This window comes from Aliihoeflea sp. 2WW (assembly GCF_000497755.1).
Lineage (GTDB): Bacteria > Pseudomonadota > Alphaproteobacteria > Rhizobiales > Rhizobiaceae > Aliihoeflea.
This window is the reverse complement of record NZ_AYOD01000010.1, coordinates 56832-76765: the sequence shown is the minus strand read 5'-3', so window position 1 is coordinate 76765 and position 19934 is coordinate 56832. Positions and strand designations below refer to the sequence as shown.

The 19934-nt window shown below is 60.7% G+C and carries 16 protein-coding genes and 6 pseudogenes; 6 read left to right on the top strand and 16 right to left on the bottom strand.

Features of this window, described 5'->3' with window-relative positions; genetic code table 11:
• Nucleotides 1-32 precede the first annotated feature (32 nt).
• From ALII_RS0106695 to ALII_RS0106645, 11 genes are all read right to left on the bottom strand, one after another.
• On the bottom strand, nt 33-728 hold the full coding sequence (locus ALII_RS0106695) for an ABC transporter ATP-binding protein (protein ID WP_024586551.1): 696 nt from the start codon (nt 726-728) through the stop codon (nt 33-35).
• The gene (locus tag ALII_RS0106690; protein ID WP_024586550.1) at nt 721-1500 is read right to left on the bottom strand and encodes an ABC transporter ATP-binding protein; all 780 of its coding nucleotides are present in this window, start codon (nt 1498-1500) and stop codon (nt 721-723) included. The genes ALII_RS0106695 and ALII_RS0106690 overlap by 8 nt, the downstream gene beginning before the upstream one ends.
• On the bottom strand, nt 1497-2441 hold the full coding sequence (locus ALII_RS0106685; RefSeq protein WP_024586549.1) for a branched-chain amino acid ABC transporter permease: 945 nt from the start codon (nt 2439-2441) through the stop codon (nt 1497-1499). The genes ALII_RS0106690 and ALII_RS0106685 overlap by 4 nt, the downstream gene beginning before the upstream one ends.
• Nucleotides 2441-3313, bottom strand: coding sequence for a branched-chain amino acid ABC transporter permease (locus ALII_RS0106680; protein WP_024586548.1), 873 nt, complete (start codon nt 3311-3313; stop codon nt 2441-2443). The genes ALII_RS0106685 and ALII_RS0106680 overlap by 1 nt, the downstream gene beginning before the upstream one ends.
• 81 nt (nt 3314-3394) lie before the next feature.
• Entirely contained in the window at nt 3395-4558 is a 1164-nt protein-coding gene (locus ALII_RS0106675; protein WP_029660278.1) for an ABC transporter substrate-binding protein, read from the bottom strand.
• Nucleotides 4559-4738: 180 nt separating this feature from the next.
• The gene (locus ALII_RS0106670) at nt 4739-5884 is read right to left on the bottom strand and encodes a thiolase family protein (protein ID WP_024586546.1); all 1146 of its coding nucleotides are present in this window, start codon (nt 5882-5884) and stop codon (nt 4739-4741) included.
• Nucleotides 5877-6155 (bottom strand): OB-fold domain-containing protein, encoded by a 279-nt coding sequence (locus ALII_RS21090; protein ID WP_244437353.1) that lies wholly within the window; start codon nt 6153-6155, stop codon nt 5877-5879. The genes ALII_RS0106670 and ALII_RS21090 overlap by 8 nt, the downstream gene beginning before the upstream one ends.
• Before the next feature lie 142 nt (nt 6156-6297).
• Nucleotides 6298-7377, bottom strand: a complete 1080-nt coding sequence (locus tag ALII_RS0106660; protein ID WP_161632245.1) for a CaiB/BaiF CoA-transferase family protein — start codon at nt 7375-7377, stop codon at nt 6298-6300.
• Between the two features lie 57 nt (nt 7378-7434).
• Entirely contained in the window at nt 7435-8583 is a 1149-nt protein-coding gene (locus ALII_RS0106655) for an acyl-CoA dehydrogenase family protein (RefSeq protein ID WP_024586543.1), read from the bottom strand.
• 74 nt (nt 8584-8657) lie between these two features.
• Nucleotides 8658-9425 (bottom strand): SDR family NAD(P)-dependent oxidoreductase, encoded by a 768-nt coding sequence (locus tag ALII_RS0106650; RefSeq protein ID WP_024586542.1) that lies wholly within the window; start codon nt 9423-9425, stop codon nt 8658-8660.
• Nucleotides 9426-9441: 16 nt separating this feature from the next.
• On the bottom strand, nt 9442-10221 hold the full coding sequence (locus ALII_RS0106645) for an enoyl-CoA hydratase/isomerase family protein (RefSeq protein ID WP_024586541.1): 780 nt from the start codon (nt 10219-10221) through the stop codon (nt 9442-9444).
• Between the two features lie 233 nt (nt 10222-10454).
• On the opposite strand from ALII_RS0106645, the pseudogene ALII_RS0106640 reads away from it, so the two are divergent.
• Nucleotides 10455-10868 (top strand): annotated as a pseudogene (locus tag ALII_RS0106640) (transposase); the annotation flags it as partial.
• 84 nt (nt 10869-10952) lie between these two features.
• On the opposite strand, the gene istB reads toward ALII_RS0106640, so the two are convergent.
• Nucleotides 10953-11810, bottom strand: a complete 858-nt coding sequence (istB, locus tag ALII_RS0106635; RefSeq protein WP_024586539.1) for an IS21-like element helper ATPase IstB — start codon at nt 11808-11810, stop codon at nt 10953-10955.
• Nucleotides 11807-13066 (bottom strand): IS21 family transposase, encoded by a 1260-nt coding sequence (istA, locus tag ALII_RS0106630; RefSeq protein WP_024586538.1) that lies wholly within the window; start codon nt 13064-13066, stop codon nt 11807-11809. Before istA ends, istB begins: the two co-directional genes overlap by 4 nt.
• A gap of 147 nt (nt 13067-13213) precedes the next feature.
• On the opposite strand from istA, the pseudogene ALII_RS0106625 reads away from it, so the two are divergent.
• A pseudogene (locus ALII_RS0106625) lies at nt 13214-13843 on the top strand (transposase); the annotation flags it as partial.
• A gap of 132 nt (nt 13844-13975) precedes the next feature.
• Nucleotides 13976-15016, top strand: coding sequence for an IS110 family transposase (locus tag ALII_RS0106620; RefSeq protein WP_024586537.1), 1041 nt, complete (start codon nt 13976-13978; stop codon nt 15014-15016).
• A 278-nt stretch (nt 15017-15294) separates the two neighbouring features.
• Here the strand turns inward: ALII_RS0106620 and ALII_RS0106615 are convergent.
• A pseudogene (locus ALII_RS0106615) lies at nt 15295-15957 on the bottom strand (IS5/IS1182 family transposase); the annotation flags it as partial.
• Nucleotides 15958-16019: 62 nt separating this feature from the next.
• Here ALII_RS0106615 and ALII_RS0106610 point away from each other — a divergent pair.
• Nucleotides 16020-16190, top strand: a pseudogene (locus tag ALII_RS0106610) (IS5/IS1182 family transposase); the annotation flags it as partial.
• A 53-nt stretch (nt 16191-16243) separates the two neighbouring features.
• On the opposite strand, the gene ALII_RS0106605 reads toward ALII_RS0106610, so the two are convergent.
• Complete coding sequence (locus ALII_RS0106605) at nt 16244-16921, bottom strand: TetR/AcrR family transcriptional regulator (RefSeq protein ID WP_024586534.1); 678 nt, start codon at nt 16919-16921, stop codon at nt 16244-16246.
• Nucleotides 16922-17599: 678 nt separating this feature from the next.
• Between ALII_RS0106605 and ALII_RS0106600 the strand changes: the two are divergent.
• Nucleotides 17600-17941, top strand: a pseudogene (locus ALII_RS0106600) (transposase); the annotation flags it as partial.
• 269 nt (nt 17942-18210) lie between these two features.
• Here the strand turns inward: ALII_RS0106600 and ALII_RS0106595 are convergent.
• Complete coding sequence (locus tag ALII_RS0106595; RefSeq protein ID WP_024586532.1) at nt 18211-19245, bottom strand: IS110 family transposase; 1035 nt, start codon at nt 19243-19245, stop codon at nt 18211-18213.
• Between the two features lie 73 nt (nt 19246-19318).
• Here ALII_RS0106595 and ALII_RS21085 point away from each other — a divergent pair.
• Nucleotides 19319-19765 (top strand): annotated as a pseudogene (locus ALII_RS21085) (IS630 family transposase); the annotation flags it as partial.
• Nucleotides 19766-19934 lie beyond the last annotated feature (169 nt).

Genomic DNA, 19934 nt, shown 5'->3' with positions numbered 1-19934 from the left:
GAGACCCTTCTGTCCTGCTCCGGGTTCCATAGCTAAAGCCCAAGATATGCGGCACGGACAGCTGGATCATTGCGTAACGCCGTGCCAGCGCCCTCACGCACAATCTTGCCGGTTTCAACGACATAAGCCCTGTCGGCCAGTGACAGCGCAGCCGCTGCATTCTGCTCGACCAGCAGGATCGTCGTGCCCTGCCGGTTCAGCGTCCTGATCGTCTCGAACATCTGGTCGATGACGACCGGCGCGAGGCCCAGGGAGGGCTCGTCCAGAAGCAGGAACTTTGGTTCGGCCATCAGCGCTCGGCCTATTGCCAGCATTTGCTGCTGGCCGCCGGACAGTTCCGAAGCACGCTTGAGGCGTTTCTCCGCCAGTGCCGGGAACAGGCTGTAGGTTCGTTCGAGCTTCTGCGTCATGTCCGCGCGGTGGCGGTAAGCTCCAAGACGCAGATTGTCTTCGACGGAAAGGGGGCCGAAGACCTGCCGCCCTTCCGGGGAATGGGCGATGCCAAGCTCCACACGCCTGCTGGGTGAGCCAACCAGCGGCCGGCCGTCTAAGCATATGCTGCCGCCGGTCAGCGGCTGTACGCCCGACAGCACCCGCAGGATGGTCGTCTTCCCCGCTCCGTTGGAGCCGATCAACGCCACGATCTCCCCGCGATCGACCCGGAAGGAGACGCCGTGGAGAACGGCGATGCGGCCGTAGGCGCTGCGCATCGAGTCGACTTCAAGCATCGCCTGCCTCCGCCGCGCCGACACCGAGATACGCTTCGATAACCGAAGGATCACGCCTGATCTCGTCCGGCTTTCCTTCCGCCAGGCGGCGACCCTGATTGAGCACCAGCACGCGGTCGGAGATTCCCATCACCAGCTTCATATCATGCTCTATGAGGACGATGGTGACGCCGGACTTTGCCGTTTCGGCCACGAGCCTTCCGAGTTCCTGCGTCTCCGTTGCATTGCACCCGGCGGCAGGCTCGTCCATCAGTAGTATCCGCGGGGCAGAGGCGAGCGCGCGTGCGATCTCAAGCTTCTTCAGTTCACCATAGGCAAGGTTTCCGGCGATCTCGTCGGCGCGTTCCGACAGTTCCACCCTGCCGAGCAGCTCGAAGGCGACCTCTCGGGTCGCCCGGTTCTGCGTGTGCATGCTTGGCAGACCGAGAAGATCGGCCGTCAGTCCCGTGTGTTCGCTGACATGACAGCCTGACATCACATTCTCGATCACGGACATGCGGAAGAATATCTGGAGGTTCTGGAAGGTTCGGCACAGCCCGAGATGCGCCAGGCGATGGGTGGGCATGCCGAGGATCGATGCGCCGGCGAGTTCGACGGATCCGCGCGCAGGCTTGTAGAGACCGCTGATGATGTTGAAGAGCGTCGTCTTTCCCGCGCCGTTGGGTCCGATGATAGAGAAGATTTCGCGCTCCTCCACTTCGAAACCCACGCCGTCGATAGCGTCCACGCCGCCGAACGAGATCGCGACATCGCGCACGGAAAGGACGCTCATCTTCCCAGTCTCCGAAACAGGTCGACCAGGCTCGGGACGATGCCTGCGGGAAGCAGCACCAGGAACAGCACGATCGTCAGGCCAAGAAATGCGGTTTCAAAATCGTGCAGCCAGACCAGGAGTTGCGGAAGAACCGTAATAAACGCGGCACCGACCACTGAGCCGAAGATCGAGCCCATTCCGCCGATCACGACCATCGTCACCATTTCGATGGAGGAGAGGAGGGAGGAGACGTCCGGCGTGACGAAACCGTTCATGAGGGCGAGCATTGCGCCAGCGACAGCCGCGTATACTGCGGCGATTACGAAGGCCTGCAGTTTCTTGCGGGCCGTGTCGACACCGACGACGGCCGCAGCCACCTCGCTGTCATGCAAGGCGCGCAACGCCCGACCGCTTGGGCTCGAATGGAGGTTGAGGGCAAGGAAGGCGCCGGCCAGCATCACGGCACCGCTCACCCAGTACCAGGTGACGGCTCCCGAGATTCTCCAGCCGAACAGCGCTGCCGCCTTTACCTGCATCCCGTCCGGGCCGCCAGTGACTTGCGCTTCGTTGTTGAGGACGAGCGTCACGAGGATGCCGAATGCCAGCGTCGCGATGCCGAGATAGAGCCCCTGGAATCTGAGAATCGCCTTGCCCACGATCCAGGCGATAGCCGCTGCCGCTGCCACACCGATGAGGCCGGCGAATAACGGCGCCAATCCGAAATGGGCTGGGCCGATCGCCACCGAATAGGCACCGATACCGAAGAAGCCTGCATGGCCAAGGCTCACCTGGCCGGCATAGCCCATCAGGATATTGACCCCGATCGCGGCCAGCCCGAACGTCCACACAAGCGCTCCGAGACGATAGTGCAGGTTCGAATGGAACAGAAGGGGCAGCACAAGCAGGAGCGTCGCGAGCGCCAGAAGTGGCGTGAAGCGCCAGGATAGGAGAATAGCCATCAGACCCGCTCCACCATCTTGCGCCCGAACAGACCTTGCGGCCGCCAGGCAAACGTCAGCAGGATCGCGAGAAAGGCGATGGCGTCCTTGTAGGCGGAGTTGACGTAGCCGGCGCCCAGCCCTTCGAGCACGCCGAGCAAAAGTCCCCCAACTACCGCCCCGAAGGGGCTGCCGATGCCCCCCAGCATCGCTGCCGCGAAACCCTTGACGGTCATCACGATGCCGATGTCGAATCTCGTGAGGGTGAGCGGCGTTACAAGAATACCTGCGATCGCTCCCATTATGGCTGAGGCGGCGAAAGCAAGGGCGAGCATCACCCTGGTATCGATCCCGACAAGTTGGGCGGCCAGCCTGTTTGCGGCGGTTGCCATCAGCGCCTTGCCCACGAGCGTCCGCTCGAGAAAGTAGAACAAGGCAACGACGAGCAAGAAGCAACCGCCCACCACGAGCAAGCCCTGAGGTAGCACAGTGGCGCCGCCTACCAGAAGAGGCTCCGATCCGAGGAATGGCGGCAGCGAATGGATCTGCTTTCCAAGAACGACCATCGTCACTCCCTGGATAAAGATGGCCACTCCAAGCGTGATGATGATCAGCGTGATCGGGGAGGCTCCCGCGGCCGGAGCTATGGAAAAGCGATAGACCGCCAGCCCAACCATGACCGCAAATGCCACTGCGAACAGCGCTGCCAAGGGTACGCCGAAACCGGCCGCGACGAGCGCAGCAGTAACCATGCCGCCAAGCATCACGAATTCGCCCTGCGCCAAGCTCACGACATGCGATGCGTTGTAGACCAGCGTGAACCCGAGCGCGACCAGGGCGTACACCGCACCGACGGTAATCCCGGAGAACAGTATCTGTAGAAATTCCGCCATGCTTGAACCCCGCGACGCAAAAAGTTGTGCGCAACCGGTCGAAAGTTCGAAACCAGGGGCGCACGAGATTTGGAAAGAAAGCTATTGCGCGGGGGTGTCGACGATCAGCCACTTCCCGTCGCGTATCTCCACCATGATGAAGGCGGAAGGATCCAACCCCATATGGTCCTCCACAGTCATGTTAAACTCGCCGGTGACCCCCACGACGCCGGTTGTCGCTTCCATAGCGTCGCGGATACTTGACGGTTCAGTGGAGCCCGCAGCAGCGATTGCGCTTGTGAGGATCAACAGGGCATCGTGCGCGTAACCGCCAAACGCTGAAACGGGTTCGTTGTAGACTGATGTATAGCGAGCGACATACGCATCGACGACATCTTTCTGGGGCGAACCGTCAGGCAGTTGATCAGGCACCAAGAGTGCGGGTGCAGGCATGCGAACGCCGTCACCGGCTTCGCCAACAAGATCAACAAAACTCTGTGTTGTCACGCCGTGACCATGGTAGAGTGGTACATTGATAGCAAGTTGTCGGAAGTTGCGCGTGACCGTGACCGGGCCCGTGCCAAGGCCTGGATTGAGGACGGCATCGAGCCCAGCCGTATTTTTTATTCGATTGAGCTGAGGGGTCATGTCGATGTCGTTCGGACCGTAGTTTTCGTCCGCCACGATTGTTATGTCGTAGTCTGCTGCCACATCGATGCACTGCTGCCGCATCGAGGCCCCGAAACCGTCCGTTCCAGAAATAAGGCCGACACCGCTGATCCCGTTCGCCTGCATATCGATGAATATCTTTTGGCATGCCATGCGATCGGTATGCGGTGTTTTAAATACATAGGGGCGCACCGGCTCGACGATCTGTAGCGCGCCGGCTAGGGAAATCTGTGGCAGCTCAGCCTCTTCAACAACCGGCATTATGGCCATCGTTGTGCCGGTTAGACTGCCGCCGATCACGGCGACTATCCCATCATCCTCGACAAGTCTCGTCGCAAAAGTACGTGCGGTGCTGGCATCGGCAGCGTCATCATAAATAACAAGTTCGATTTGCCGCCCAAGCAGACCTCCAGAATCATTTAAAGCTTTGACCTCGGCATTAAGTGTCTTTGCCTGCGGGTCGCCGCTGTAGCCCGCCGGGCCGGTCATTGAAAGGACTGCCCCGATCCGGATCGCATCCTGGGCATGAGCTGCCCCAATCGGTATTGCCAACACGGTGAGTAAAGCGGTCGTCCTGACTAGATTCAATCGATGCATTGTTATTCCTCCCATTCCAGGTGACTCACCCAAGCCTCTCCTCGCGACGCCGTTTCGAGCGCCTTATCGCAGGCTCTTCAAACTGTCATATCTCTTCGACCATATCAATTGTAATTCTACTATTGAGTAACACGAAGGACGCGGGATTTCGATCTGGACGGTATGCAGTAGGTCCGCGCCTCAAGCTGCCAGGATGTGGACGCTAGCCGCACCGGCCTCAAGCCCGGTTGCCGCGCCACCGAGCATCTGGGCAAGCCCGAGGCGTGCATTGTGTACCTGCCGGTCGCCGGCGCGACCCCTCAGGTGGAGTACAATCTCGCAGATGTTACGCACGCCCGACGCGCTGAGCGGATGTCCCAGAGACAGCAGCCCCCCGCTCGGATTGACGGGGATTCGGCCACCAAGCGAGGTCGCCCCTGACCTGAGCAACCCGACCCCGTCGCCGCGCGGGCAAAGGCTGAGGTCCTCGTAGTGCATGATCTCCTCCGATGCGAAGGCATCGTGTAATTCGACGAGATCGAGATCTCGCGGGGCGACGCCCGCCATCTCGTACGCCTTCTCCGCAGCTGCGGCGCCGAGGCGGAAGGTTGTCAGGTCGTCCTTCCGGAACAGATAGTCGCCGGAAACAAGAGAGGACGCTATGATTCGAATAAGCTTGGTGGTGTATCGGCGCGCAAATTCCGACGAACAGAGCACGATCGCAGCCGCACCGTCGGTATTGGGACAACACTGTAGCAGCGTAATGGGATCGGCAATCATCCTAGAGCCCACCACCTCATCGACCGTGAGCCGTTTCCGATACTGAGCGTAGGGATTGAGCGCGCCGGCATCGTGAGCCTTGACTGACACCTGCGCGAAATCCTCGATAGTAGCTCCCTGCGTTGTCATCAGCCGCCGCGCCATCAGAGCGAAAAGAGCCGGCATGGACATCCCAAGTTGGCCCTCAAGGTCATCGTGAGCCGGCGGTATCAGCTTGCCAGCCACCGGGCTCGTTGTCATAGATTCGACGCCGAGTGCGATACCGACGTCACAAAAGCCACCTGCGATGTCCTTCCAAAGTTGCCGGACGGCCGTAGCGCCGCCAGCGCATGCATTCTCGACATTGGTCATCTCGATACCGACGATGCCGATCTCCTTCAGAATCGTCTGGCTCGTTATCATGTCCGAGTATAGACGCGAGGAGTAAGCGGTCTGTACCTGGCGCGGTCCGATACCAGCATCGTCGAGGGCGGCGAGTACGGCCTCGCAACCGAGACTGGAGACGGAGCGCTCCGGGAACTTTCCAAACACGCTTTGTCCTACACCCAGCACCACGACGTCACGCATGGCTCGCTTCTCCCTTGGCGCCCGGAAGTTCCGGGACAAAGCGGTAGCCGATGACTTCAGTGTCGTCGTGCACACGCCAGAGAGGACTGATTTCTAGCCGGACATGCTGGCCGACCTCCGGTGGCTGCTCCTTCGACGCAACGAGCGGCGCGAAGACACGCACACCGTCTGCCAGTTCCACATAGCCGACCGTATGACCCGGCCCAAAGTTCGAGGATCTCACCTGAACTGTGGTGAAGGAGAAGAGCGTGCCCCTTCGCGGCAGATCCACTTCCTTCAAGTCTTTCCGAAGACAATCAAGGCAGGTGGCAACGAGCGGGAAATGGGTTCTTCCGCATGCCTCACAGCGGCTTCCGATCAAAACAGGCCCGTCCGTAGTCTCTCTGAACAGGCCTGGCATTAGGGGCCGCGACTTATCCATGATTTACTTCTCCAGTCCTGGTGCCAGAAGTTTCTGCGACAACCGCCGGCGTACGGCTGAAGCGGGGTGCTGGCGCTGGCTGCGTCACACCCTGATGAGTGAAGAATGCCCCGCGGGCGACAGCGTGCGGGTGACCTGGAGCTTCGGCGGAGTCGAGGACGGGAGTGACGCACGCGTCACTCCCGTTCGCGAGCCGGCACCATTCGTCGCGACTGCGCAACATGAAACGTTCTGCAAAGCGTTCCCGTATCGCAGGCCAGCATTCCTTGTCGAAACGAGAACTCCATTCGTTCGGCAATGCCAGCAGCTCCAGCAACCGCTTGAAGAATGGCTCTTCCAGCGCGCCAACGGCAACATAGCGCCCATCGGCGCACTCATATACGCCGTAAAATGGGCAGCCTCCGTCTCCCACATTGGTCCCACGTGGTGCCGCCTCAAGGCCAAACGAACGGAGACCGTAAAGGGAAGCCATCAGAACCGATACGCCATCCACGATAGCAGCATCGACGATTTGGCCTTTGCCGGAAAGCGTGCGCTCATGAAGAGCGGCCAGCAGCCCGAAGGCAAGCATGAGGCCGCCGCCGCCGAAATCGCCGACGAGATTGAGCGGCACGGTCGGCGGCTGGCCGGGCGCTCCAATGGCATCCAGTGCGCCCGTCAGGGCGAGATAGTTGATGTCGTGTCCAGCTGTCTGCGCCATTGGACCGCTGCCGCCCCATCCCGTCATGCGCCCGTAGATCAGCCGACTGTTCTCCGCGAAGCATTCGGCAGGCCCCAGACCGAGCCGCTCCATCGTGCCGGGCCGGAAGCCTTCTATGGCGATGTCCGCGGTCTTGAGCAGCTCGAATGCCGTTTCGCGCCCCTCCGCCACTTTGAGGTCAAGATACTCAACGTCCTTTCCGCGATGGAGCACATCGATGGGTGGCTCAAGGGGCGGTATCGCTGAACTAACGAGACGCACGCCTTGCGGCCGCTCAATGCGCGTCACCGCCGCTCCGAGATCGGCCAGCAGCATACTGCAGAACGGAGCAGGACCTATGCCGCCCAACTCGATCACCTTCAATCCGGTCAAAGGTCCCGGCATCCGCTGCCCCTTGCTGTGTGCGCGCTCAAAAATCGCCGCTCATTCCTAGAGCGAGCGAGCGATGACTTCCTTCTGGATCTCATTCGCTCCGCCATAGATCCTCTGAACTCTGGCGTCTGCGAACATTCGGGCGATGGGATAGTCGGTCATGTAGCCATACCCCCCAAAAAACTGGAGGCAGGTGTCGATCACCTCGACCTGCAAGTCCGTTCCCCAGTATTTCGCCATGGAGGCTGTCGCCGGATCTATCGTACCCTCGAGAACCCGAGCGATGCAGTCGTCGATGAAAAGTCGGCTGATCCGCACTTTCGTCGCACATTCGGCAAGCTTGAACCGTGTATTCTGAAAATCAAAGAGTGACTTTCCGAATGCCTGCCGCGACTTTACGTACTCCAGCGTCAGCTCCAGCGCTTGCTCCGCATAGGCGACGCCGTACAGGCCGAGGATAGTGCGCTCGGCCTGCAAGCTGGTGATGATCTGGCCGAAACCTCGCCCCTCCACACCACCAAGAAGCGCATCGGCAGGAATACGGCAGTCGTCAAAGAATAACTCCGCCGTGTCCTGGCCCTTCTGTCCGATCTTCTTCAGGATCCGACCGACCGAGTAGCCTTCAAGTTCGCGGAGGTCCACGAAAAAGGCAGAAATGCCGCCAGCGCCCGTCTCAGCCGGACCCGTCCGGGCGACGACCGTCGCCAGATCAGCATTGTAGCCATTGGAGATGAACGTCTTCTGGCCGTTCAGGACATAGCTGTGGCCGTCGCGTCGCGCCGTAGTCTGAATCGCCTTAGCGTCGGAGCCAGCGCCGGGTTCGGTCAGCGCAAACGCGACGATAGCGTTGCCTGCCGCAATCTCCGGCATGTACTTTCGCTTCTGGCTTACCGAGCCGTAGTTCAGGAGCGGAGGCAACGCCATGGGCGATCCCATGATCAGGCCGAATGCGGTGTCACCCGCCCTGGCCTGCTCCTCGACAATGATCGCCTCGTGAGCAAACGTGCCTCCCATTCCACCGTACTCTTCGGGAACCGACGCGCAGATCAGCCCCAGTTCGCCTGCCTTCTTCCAGACCGAACGATCCACGTGCTGCTGGGCTTCCCACTGTTCCCGGTGCGGCGTCACCACCGTTTCGAAGAAATGACGAACCGTCCGCCGGAAAGCCTCAAGTTCGTCGTTAACCCACGGGGACGTTTTGCGCATGGACGCATTTCCTCTTTGGAAAATATCAGATGCTATTTGGATTGGGTGTTTCTAAAGAACGCGATTTTGAAGTCTCAAGCGCTCAATATGACACCGGAGTCGAATCTATACGTGCGGCCGTTGTGAACAGGATTTCTGATTATCTCTTCTACAAACATCGCGAATTCTTCAGGATGGCCCAGCCGTTTGGGGAACATCATTTGCGCTTCGAGTCCTGCCTTGACCGATGGAGGCACACTATCGTAGATGGGCGTGTCGAACGCGCCGGGAGCAATGGTGACGACCCGGATTCCTTCGGGCGCTAGTTCCCGCATCAGCGGATATGTCATTCCGACAATCGCTGCTTTCGAAGCGCTATATCCAATCTGGCCAACCTGCCCTTCATAGGCTGCTCCCGACGATACGCAGATGATCACCCCGCGTTCGCCGTCGGCCAGTTCGGGTCCCTTTCGCATAGAACCTACGGCTGTGCGGATCACATGGAGGGTTCCGTACAGATTGACCCGTATGGTTGCGTCGAATTTTTCCATCGGGATCGGGCCGGATTTACCGAAGAGCCTAGCCGGCGCAGCAACGCCGGCTGCGGCAATAACCGTGTTGACAGGTCCAAGACTGCTTTCTGCCAGGTCAACCGCCGCCTCTACGCTCCCGAGATCGGCAACATCAGTCTTGCAAAATAAAGAGCGGTCGCCGAGTTCGCGCGCAAGGTTATTGCCCGCCTCCTCGTTGAGATCGAGTATCGCGACGCCCTTCGCGCCCAGATGAATTAGACGCTTGCAACAGGCCGCCCCGATACCGGATGCGCCTCCGGTGACCACCGCAATGCTTTCTGAAATGTTCATTGATGTCGTTCCTGGTTCAAATGCCTTTGAAAACCGGCCGTCGCTTCTCGGCGAATGCAGCCAAGCCTTCCCTCATATCCTGCGAAGTCACGTGGACGGTGTTCGCCTCCATTTCGAGATCCAGGACCGACTCGACCGACTGATCCGCAGAGGCGTTGCTCAGCCTTTTCATGTGAGCCAGCGCAAGTGGGCTTTTCTCAGCAATGGATGCAGCCAGTGCGCGAAGACGAGCCTCAAAATCGTCGGCGCTCCATACCTTTGCAACCAGGCCAGCCTGCCGAAGTTCATCCGCATTCATCGTGGAGCCGGTAAATTGCAGATACTTCGCAACCACCGGCCCCACGATGCGGGGGAGGATGGCGCATGACCCTGCGCCCGGGATTACGCCGAAATTTGCGTGACCATCTCCAATCAAGGCCGTATCGCTCGCCACGATAATGTCGGCCGAAAGTGCCAGCTCTAGTCCTCCGCCCATCGCGGCACCGTTAATCCCGGCGATCACGGGAAAAGGCAAAGCCCTCAACCTGGCGAACAGCCCTTGGCAATTTTTGATAAAGCGAGGCAGATCCAGCGATCCGTCGAGCGATCGCCCAACGCTATGCAGGTCCGCGCCAGCACAGAATGCGCGGCCTTTACCGGTAATCACAAGGACGCGCACCGATCCGGACATCCCGTCCAGAATCCGCTCGATCTCGAGAAGCATCTCGGACGACAGCGCGTTCAATGCCTCCGGGCGCGAAAGAGTTAGCCAGCCGACAAGTCCGTCCTCGACATAGTCGATTGTCTCAAAGCGCATGGTCCCTCCCGTTGGAGCTCGCTTCGCGCTCCGATTTATCCTCCGGCAACTAGGTCGCCGATACAATGATTTCTACTGTTTGGTAACATATTGGACCTCGCATATACATGTCAAGGGCGGCGCCTGAGACACGCGGCGTTGAATCCAAGCTAGCAGCCTAGCACTACTTTGGCAGATTAACGGATTATCAATGATGGTTGCCGATCCTTCGTGCTGGAACTGGAGGGATCGCGATGGTGGAATTGGGCGTTGCCCTGACGGCGTGGCTGCAGCCGTTTGTGGAGAAGCTTGGTCACAAGAAGCGGCGGCAGATGTGCCCGGTCTATGTCTCGGGTCTGATCGGGCCGGGCGAGCGCAAGAGCGTAGGCCCGATGGCCGAGCGCCTCGCGCCTGAGCACTACGACCGTCTGCATCACTTCATCTCGGACGGCATCTGGGATGCCGGGCCGCTGGAGACGGAACTGGCCGTGCAAGCCGACAGGCTGGTAGGCAGCGATGACGCCGTCCTGGTGGTCGACGACACGGCCCTACCTAAGAAGGGCGACCGCTCGGTTGGGGTCGCGCTGCAATATGCCTCCGCGCTTGGCAAGCGCGCCAACTGCCAGACGCTGGTCTCGCTGACGCTGGCGCGTGACGAGGTTCCTGTTCCCGTGGTGTCAACGGGCACCGAAGTTTCCGCAATTGTGGGCGTGTAAAATTCCCTATGTTGGCGGCGGGTCCGAGGTCGGTGATCAGCCGAACGGTCGATCTTCGTGTCCTTTCGTGGGTCGGCCACGCCGTTTCGGGACCGGTGGTGGATTGACGAGTGCGTTGGCGCGAAGGTTCTCCGGAACCAGGGCGGCATGCTCGCGCATGCGATAGCTTGAGCCTTCGATTTGCACGACGACGGCGTGATGCAGGATCCGGTCGAGCAGCGCGGTGGCGACTACGGGATCTCCGAACACGTCGCCCCATTCGGCAAAGCCCCGGTTCGAGGTGAGTATCATCGCTCCCTTTTCGTACCGCGCGTTGACCAGTTGGAAGAAAAGGTTGCCGCCGCCCGGTGTGACCGGCAGGTAGCCGATCTCGTCGACGACGAGCAGCGACGCCCGGCAGAGGAAGCGGATGCGCTCGCGCAGAGTTCCCTCCCGCTCGGCCTTGGCGAGCTGGGCGACGAGATCGGCGAGCGGGATGAAGTAGACCAGCTTGCCGGCGCGCACCGCCTCGACGGCCAGTGCGGTGGCAAGATGGCTCTTGCCGGTTCCTGGCGGGCCGAGCAGATGAACGACCTCGGCGCGATTGATAAAGTCGAGGCCGGCCAATGCCATGATGCGATTGCGGTCGAGCGATGGCTGGAACGAGAAGTCGAAGCCGGCGAGCGTCTTCACCGTCGGCAGCCGCGCCATGCGTAGCGCCGCCTTGATCCGGCGGTTCTCGCGGAGCGACAGTTCCTCGAGAAGCAATTCATCGAGCGCCTCGATGCCGTCAATCTGTCCCTGCTCGATGCGGCGCAGGGTGGTGTCGAGCATCTCAAGCGCGCGCGGCATCTTCAGCCCGACCAGGCTGTGGCGGATATTGTCGACCCGCGACGATGCTGTGGTGAGCGTCATGGTCGGTCTCCGATCGCCAGTTGCGCCCCGATCGCCTGATAGATGGCGAGCGACCGCAGCGGGACATGGTCGCCGATGCGGCCGATGGTGATTCCAGCGGCGACACCAGTCCTGCGCTTCGCGACACCGCCGGTACGGTGACTTCGATCGATGCGGTATTGCTTGCGGCCTTCGAGAACGGGATGTTCGGCGACGACATTGCCGAGGTCGAGGATGCGGATCAGATCGGGCAGTTGCTGCACCTCGACGACACGTCGGGTGCGGTCCGGCACGCTGTAGAAGTTGCCGCCGACCGCGACGAAGCCGTCGTGGCTAACGCGGCGTTCGAGCTTCAGCACGGCGTCGAAGCGATGCTCCGGCAGCGTCTGCAACTCGGGCTGTTCGGCATCGAACGCTTCGGCGACGATGCGCTGGGTCGTGCCGTGGACCCGGACGTTGGCGACGGCGTCGAGCCACTCAATCAGTTGGGTGTTCAGATCGTCGAGGTTGCGGAAGTTGCGGCCGAGGTAGAAGTCCTGGCGGATATAGCTGAACGGTCGCTCGACCTTGCCTTTGGTCTTGGCCCGGTACGGACGACAGGCGCGCGGCTGGAAGCGATAGTGCCGCGCCAGCGCCAGCAGCGAGCGGTTGTAGACGATGTGGCCCTGGTCGTCCTCGCCGATGACCGCCGTCTTCATGCGGTCGTAAAGGATCTCGATCGGCACACCGCCGAGCGCGGCGAATGCCTGCATATGACAACGGAGGAGCGTCTGCAGATCCTGGTGCAGGACGTAGCGCGCGAAGATGAATCGCGAGTGGCCAAGCACCAGGCTGAATAGCCAGACGATCCGGCTGGTGCCGGGATCGTCGGTGAAGTCGACGACGAAACGAGCGAAGTCGACCTGCGCCTGGACGCCTGCCGGCGTCTCGAAGCGGACCTCATACGGCTTAGGCTCGTTCTCGGGCCGGATCGCAGCGAGGTATCGCTTCACTGCCGTGTAGGCGCCGACATAGCCGAGTTCACGGATCTCCCGCGTCAGGCGCGCGGCGCTGAGATCGGGAAAGGCGGTCACACGTTCGCGGATAAAGTCCATGTAGGACGCCAACTTGCTTGGCCGGCCCACCGAGCGTGGCCCGTAGACCGGCGCCTCGACACCGCGGTCGATATACTTGCGCACGGTCTTGGGATCACGCCCCGTCCGCCTCGCAATGGCGGTGATTGATAGTCCCTGTCGATGCATTTCCAGAATCATCATCAGTTCTCCAAGTCGCACCATCGCCGCCTCCCTCGCGCAGAGGTCATGGCACCAATGGCGGCTCGGTTCATTCCGGCGGGGCTAGCCCCGCCGGAATGAACCGAAAGAAATGTCAATCAGGGAATTTTCAAAGCCCACTTTCAGGGAGAATTGCAGGACCGGTGACACGTGGGTCTGCGGCTTTACCTGCCGCAGAGTTGGACGAGCGATGCGGATCGGATCGCCAAGGCCGGCGTTCCCGAGCAATGTCGGGTGGCCCGCACCAAGCCGGAGATCGCCCTTGCCGAGATCGACCGTCTGATCGCCGCCGGGCTGCGCTTCGGCATGGTGCTTGCCGATGCCGGCTACGGTCTGTCTGCGCCGTTCCGCCAAGGGCTGAGCGCACGCGGCCTTGCCTGGGCGGTCGGCATCGCGAAGCACCAGAAGGTCTATCTGGCCAGCGTGTCGCTGGTCTTTCCCGTCGCCGGACGCGGCAGGCCGCGCAAGAACCCGATCCCCGATACGCTCTCAACTGCCGCCGAGACGATGTTGGCGCAAGCAGGTTGGAAGACGGTGAGTTGGCGCCACGGAACTGAAGGACGCCTTGCCGCACGCTTCTCTGCCCTGCGGGTCCGCATCGCCGATGGCGACCCGCAGCGTATCCTTGACAAAGGCCAGCAGCACATGCCCGGCGAGGAGGCTTGGCTGGTCGGCGAATGGCGCTCTTCCGGCGAGCGCAAATACTATCTGTCCAACCTGCCGGCCGACACGACATTGAAGGCGCTCGCCGCCGCCATCAAGGCGCGATGGGTTTGCGAGCATGCGTGACCGTCCAGCCGCGAATGAAGCCGTGTCGCTGATCGATCGAGGCATGTTGGGGTGGACGGCCCCCGCACGGCATCGATGTGCCAGAATGAGGTCGTTGAAGATCTCAAGCAAAGGAGACCGTCCGTGGAGCAGATTATTCGAATCGGTATGGACACGTCAAAGCACGTATTCCAGTTGCATGGCGTGAACGCGGCTGAGGAACCGATCCTGCGCAAGAAGCTGCGGCGCAAGGAGATGGTGGCGTTCTTCGAGAAGCTGCCACCTACAGTAATTGCGATCGAGGCGTGCGGCGGATCCCATCATTGGGCGCGCCTGCTGCAGTCGTTCGGTCACGACGTGAAGCTGCTTCCGCCGCAACTGGTCAAACCGTATGTCAAGCGAGGCAAGAACGATGCGGCGGATGCCGAAGCGCTGTGTGAGGCGATGAGCCGACCGACGATGCGGTTCGTGCCGGTAAAGACAGCCGACAGCCAGGCGGCATTGATGCTGGCCGGAGTGCGTGACCGGCTGGTCCGCAATCGAACGCAACTCGCCAACGCGATACGCGGCTACGCAGCCGAGTTCGGTCTGACCGCCGCGAAGGGGATGAGCAAGATCGAACCATTGCTCGAGCGCATTGCAGCAGACGAGACGCTGCCGGATTTGGCGCGGGAGCTTTTCGCTCTTCATGGCAAGGAATACGCGCAGTTGCAGGTGCAGCTGGAAAAAATCGATGCCAAGCTGATGGCCTGGCATCGGGCCAATGAATGTAGTCGTCGTCTGGCACAAATCCCCGGCGTCGGCCCGATCGGCGCGTCGCTGCTGGTGATGAAGATGCCCGCACCTGAGGCCTTCCAATCGGCTCGGCATTTCGCCGCTTGGCTCGGCCTGACGCCAAAGGATCACTCCACTGCCGGCAAGGTTAGGCTCGGCGTCATCACGCGTGCCGGCGACGAAGCCCTGCGCAGCGTGCTGGTCGTCGGAGCCACCGCCGTCATCCGGCATACCCGATCCGGTCGAGGCACTGTTTCGCCTTGGCTTGTTGATCTTCTGAAGCGCAAGCCGCCGAAACTCGCGGCCGTGGCTTTGGCCAATAAGATTGCCCGCATCGCTTGGAAGATGATGGTGACGGGTGAGCCCTACAGGAAAAATGCTGCGACGCTTGCCTTGGCGCACGCCGCATGAAGATCAGACAGCTACGGGGAGCGCTTCTACCGCTATCGTGCTGAGCTGAGGCCGGAACTTGCAAGAGAAGAGGCAGATGGTGTGATCGATCGATCCGAGACGCGAGACACTCCGAAAGAACCATCGGCCGCTACAGGCCGCCGGCGTGTTGGGGACTCGCGTCGCGGAAACCATCTTGGCCAGCGATCATGTGTGATCGCGCCCATAGGCCGGACATATGATCGCAAGCGATCCGATCAAAAAGCTGCTTGACAATCTTGCGAGAAGGGGGTCGTCCACATATGGTTCTTGTAGCCGAAGATGGGAACGGCGATGTCGCGCTTGTGCTCGTTGCCCTCGTCATCGACCTTGGCCTTCGAGAACTTTACGGTCCAGCGCGCGTCCCGGTCTTTCTGCCGCAGCTTCGCGGGCTTGCCTTTCCAGACATCCGGTATCTTGCCCGCTTTGATATCGGCCTTCTCATCGTCGGTGTTTCTCTGCTTCGGCGCGGCCACCACCGTGGCGTCGACGATCTGTCCGCCCATGGCCAGATATCCGGCTTTCGAAAGATGGCGATCGAAACGGGCGAACAGGTTTTCGACCGCGCCAGCCTGCACGAGGTGTTCCCTGAACAGCCAGATCGTCTTGGCGTCCGGCACCCTGTCGCCGGCATCCAGAAGACCAAGGACCCGGCCGAAGGTGCGCCGGTCCATGATCTGGAATTCGGCCTGATCGTCCGACAGACTACACAGCGCCTGCAACACCAGAATTTTGAACATCATCACCGGATCGTAGGGCGGGCGGCCACCCTTCGAGCCATCCGAGCGCTTCAGCGCCTTCGACAACGGCTTGCGGAATATCTCCCACGGCACGACAGCGTTCAGTTTCTCCAGCGGATCGCCGGCTTCGCTCAACCGCGCATAGCGCTCGTCAACGTCCCAGAACCCGGCCTGTCCTCGCATCCATCGCCTCCATGCAAATCAGCACGGCGATGGAATCAAATCACGGCCGAAAACGCGAGGTAATTCGAGGCGTCCAACAGATCACAGGCGATGCGGCCCATCCGGTGATCGTGGCGCATCGGCTGGTAACCACCTCGATCGATTACGGAGCGCTCGACCCGCTTGTTGAGGACATCTTCATCCATATTGAGCATAAGCTGCGTGAGGTCTCGGGCGACGCGGGCTTTGGCACCTAGGCGAACTTGGCGCCCATGGCGAAACCCTGGATCCGGACCAATCGAAAAACCTACCGTCTTGCCGCTCTGATGAAGAGGTCGATGTATGTTTCTGTTATCTCTTCCTTGCCGAATTGGCCGTCCGGCTTGTACCAGTTTGCGATACCGTTGAATCCGCCGAATATCGCATTGGCAACAAGAAGCGGTTCGACATCCCGCAGCGTTCCATCCGCGATGCCTCTTGCGACAATGTCGCGGAGAGTTCGATCGATCTGCTTAGCGAATTTTAGCAGAATCGCTCGGCTTTCCGGTTTGAGAGGGCGGAGTCCCGTCCTCACGAGGCAGATTCCGAAATCGTCCGTCATCAGCTCGGAATAACGCCGTAGAAACTGGGAGAGTTGCTCTATGCCAGTAAGTTCACTTTCATTTTGCTTTTCAAATACGTCCTTAATAAGCCCCAAAGCAATACGCTGACATTCGAACAGTATGTCGTCTTTATCCTTTATGTAATAGTAGAGTGTTGGCTTTGTAACGTTGAGGCGCTGTGCCAGCTCATCGAGCGTTGTGGTGTGATAGCTGGTGTCATTGAACGCTCGTGCCGCAGTGCGCAGCAAAATCTCTCGCCGCAGCTTATGTTGTTCGCCACGATCAAGAACTTTCTTTCCCCACCGAAAGGATGTCTTGTCCTCGGACGCATGCCGCCTGGCTGGGCTCTCGTTCCGTTTCAACTGGTTTTTTTCGTTCGTCATAAGGCCATACTAGTCAACGTTGAAAGCGCTCTACTCACCCGTAGGGGATTTGCAACTGTGGCGACAAGAGCCAATATCCTGCCAGTCGAAATTTTGAAGAGTCAAACCACACCCAACGCCCGGTCCGATGCAAGAGGCTGTGAGTGTGGGCGTGTGCTGCTGATCCGTGGACAATTCGAAATCGCAAGTTTAAAGGAGTTGAACCCGCGCTGGAAGGGGCGATTTCTGGGCTGATTTGCTAAGCCGCCGCGCCGATGAAGGCGTAGACCCTACGTTCCGCGGACGAGACCCTCGCGCCAACGGCAAGTGCTATCCACAAATGGCGGTAAATGGGCTGCTACCTCCAAACTGAGTGATCCAATCTGATTGTTTGGATCGCCGAAAGGTGGAGTATCCGATCTCGTGACATTGCAGGACGCGGGTTACCGCCGTGACATCCTGGCGTCGGCGCCACGGTCGACCCGCGTGGTGATGCCGTCTATCTCATCTGGGCACCCGAATTAGCCTCGACGGCCGTAAGAGCTGCCGGCTTTGGCACGAACATTTCGGAAGCAAACAGTGAACATAACAGAACCGAAAGGGCCAGAGCGGGATGACTTGATGCTGAGTCGGATTGGGGATTCCCCATGGCGTCCAAATCTGATTCATCTTGCCGACCGGGACAGGAGGCCGGCATGGATGGGCAAGCCTTATTCTATGGATCTGCGGGACCGGGTTGTTGGCGCGGTTGAGCACGAAGGCCTGTCGCGGCGTCAGGCTGCGGCACGGTTTGGCGTCAGCTACAGCGCTGCGATCGCCTGGCTGAAGCGCTTCCGTGAGACGGGCAGCGTCGAGCCGGGCCAGATGGGCGGCCACAAGCCGAAGGCGATTTCCGGCGCGCATCATGACTGGCTTGTGCAACGCTGCCGGGAAAGGGACTTCACCCTGCGCGGACTGGTGGCGGAACTGGCCGAGCGCGGCCTGAAGGTCGATTACCGCTCGGTATGGGCGTTCGTTCATGCCGAGAAGCTGTCGCACAAAAACGTATGGCCCGCCCCGTTGGCAAGTTGGTTGCTTCAGGCTTTGTTTGGTCGTGCACAAACGTATCCGGCGTAGTGGCGTTGCTGCCCTCGCCATGATGGAGATCCGCGCGTCCTGGTCCTCATAAAAGTCTCGGCGTCGTAGCGCCGTTTTTTGAACCAGGTTTCCAGGGACGCGGGTGTTCGACCCTTCCGGCCATCAGCCTCCTTCCGCCAACCTCATACGGCTCCCTCGATCCGGGGCCGATCCTTTCGACTATACAGCTCCGCTCAGGCGGTCATCACCGTGCCCTTTTCCGGCTCGAAGCGTACACCATGCCGCAGCGTTGCCCACGCTATACGAGCGAGTTTCGCAGCGAGCGCGACAATGACCACGTTGCGGTGTGCTCGGGACAGAAGACCTCGAAGCCACGAGCCCAAAGGCGTCGCCTGTTTGGAGAGGCTCGGCAGTGCCGCGCGTGCGCCGTGGATTAGCAGCATGCGCAGGTGCCTGTTCCCCCGCTTGGTGATGCTGAGCAGCCGCGGTTTGCCGCCCGTCGTCATCTGCTTCGGCACGAGGCCGAGCCAGGCTGGAATGTCGCGCGCCCGACGGAACGCCTCACCGTTCCCGACGGCCGCAAACAGCGCGGTTGCGCCAAGGATGCCGATGCCGGGTATCGAGGTCAGCCGGCCTGCCGCCTCGTCGGCACGTGCATGCTCGGTCAGATCGTCGTTCAAAGCGTCGATCCGCTCATCGAGTGATCGCCACTCGGCTCGCATGTCTGCGATGAGCACCAAGATGCGGACCGAAAGGTCCGAAGGCGGCTCAGCGAGGAACGGTTCGATTTCCCGTTCAAGAACCCTGCGCCCTTGGCGGAAGGTATGTCCACGCTCGAGCAGGATCGCCCGAAGTTGATTGACGAGCGCCTTTCGCGCTGCCACCAGACGAGAGCGGGCCCGGTGCAGGGTCTGTAGGTCGAGCCGCTCCTGGCTCTTCAACTCGACGAAGCGCATGGTCGGCCGCGTGGCTGCCTCGGCGATCCCCGCCGCATCGTTGTCGTCGTTCTTTTGTGCACGGACGTACGGACGGACATGTTCGGGCGACATCAGTCGGACCTCATGCCCTTTCGCGGCAAAGAGACGACCGACATGATGCGCCCCGCAGCACGCCTCCAGAGCGACTGTACAAGGCTCAAGCTTGCCTGCAAGTTCGGCAAGGGTCGCTCGCCGGACGCGTCGGCGCAGGACGACCCGTTCCTCCGCATCCAGGCCAACAATACTATTCAGGTTCTTGCCCAAGTCGATTCCAAGGGTCACGATGGTCATCGGTTCGCTCCTTCCTCTCAAACACACCAGCACCATAGCTCGGTGCCGGCGGGAGGGGCGGGCCATCCCATAAAAGACGCTGATCGCCGCCGAGCAGGATCGCCCGGATGTGGCGCGGCGCCGGGCCCAGTGGATGCAGTACCGGAACCGCATCGATCCTTCCCGCCTCGTGTTCATCGATGAGACATGGACCAAGACCAACATGGCGCCGCTGCGGGGCTGGGCGCCGGTCGGGACAAGGCTCAGGGCCAAGGTGCCGCAGCGGCGCTGGAAGACCATGACCTTCCTGGCGGCGCTACGCCATGACCGCGTCGACGCGCCCTGGTTCATCGACGGGCCGATCAACGGCGAGCGCTTCCAGCTCTATTTCGAGAAGGTGCTCGCGCCGACCTTGCGGCCCGGCGACATCGTCGTGATGGACAATCTGGGCTCGCACAAGGGCAAGGCGATACGTGCCGCCATCAGCGCGGCCGGCGCGAAGCTGTTCTTCCTGCCCAACTATTCCTCCGACATGAACCCGTGTATGGATGGCTCCTGCGTGGCAAGGGTTTCGTGAGCATTCTTTTGAACTGGTCGGCTGCGGCCATGTATTCGGCGTCTGTGTGCAGCTGTGTGCTGCGCGCCATGATGAATTTCCGCTGGAGTACGGGTCCCACTCAATCGAACGCGCTTCATAGCGCTTCGGGTTC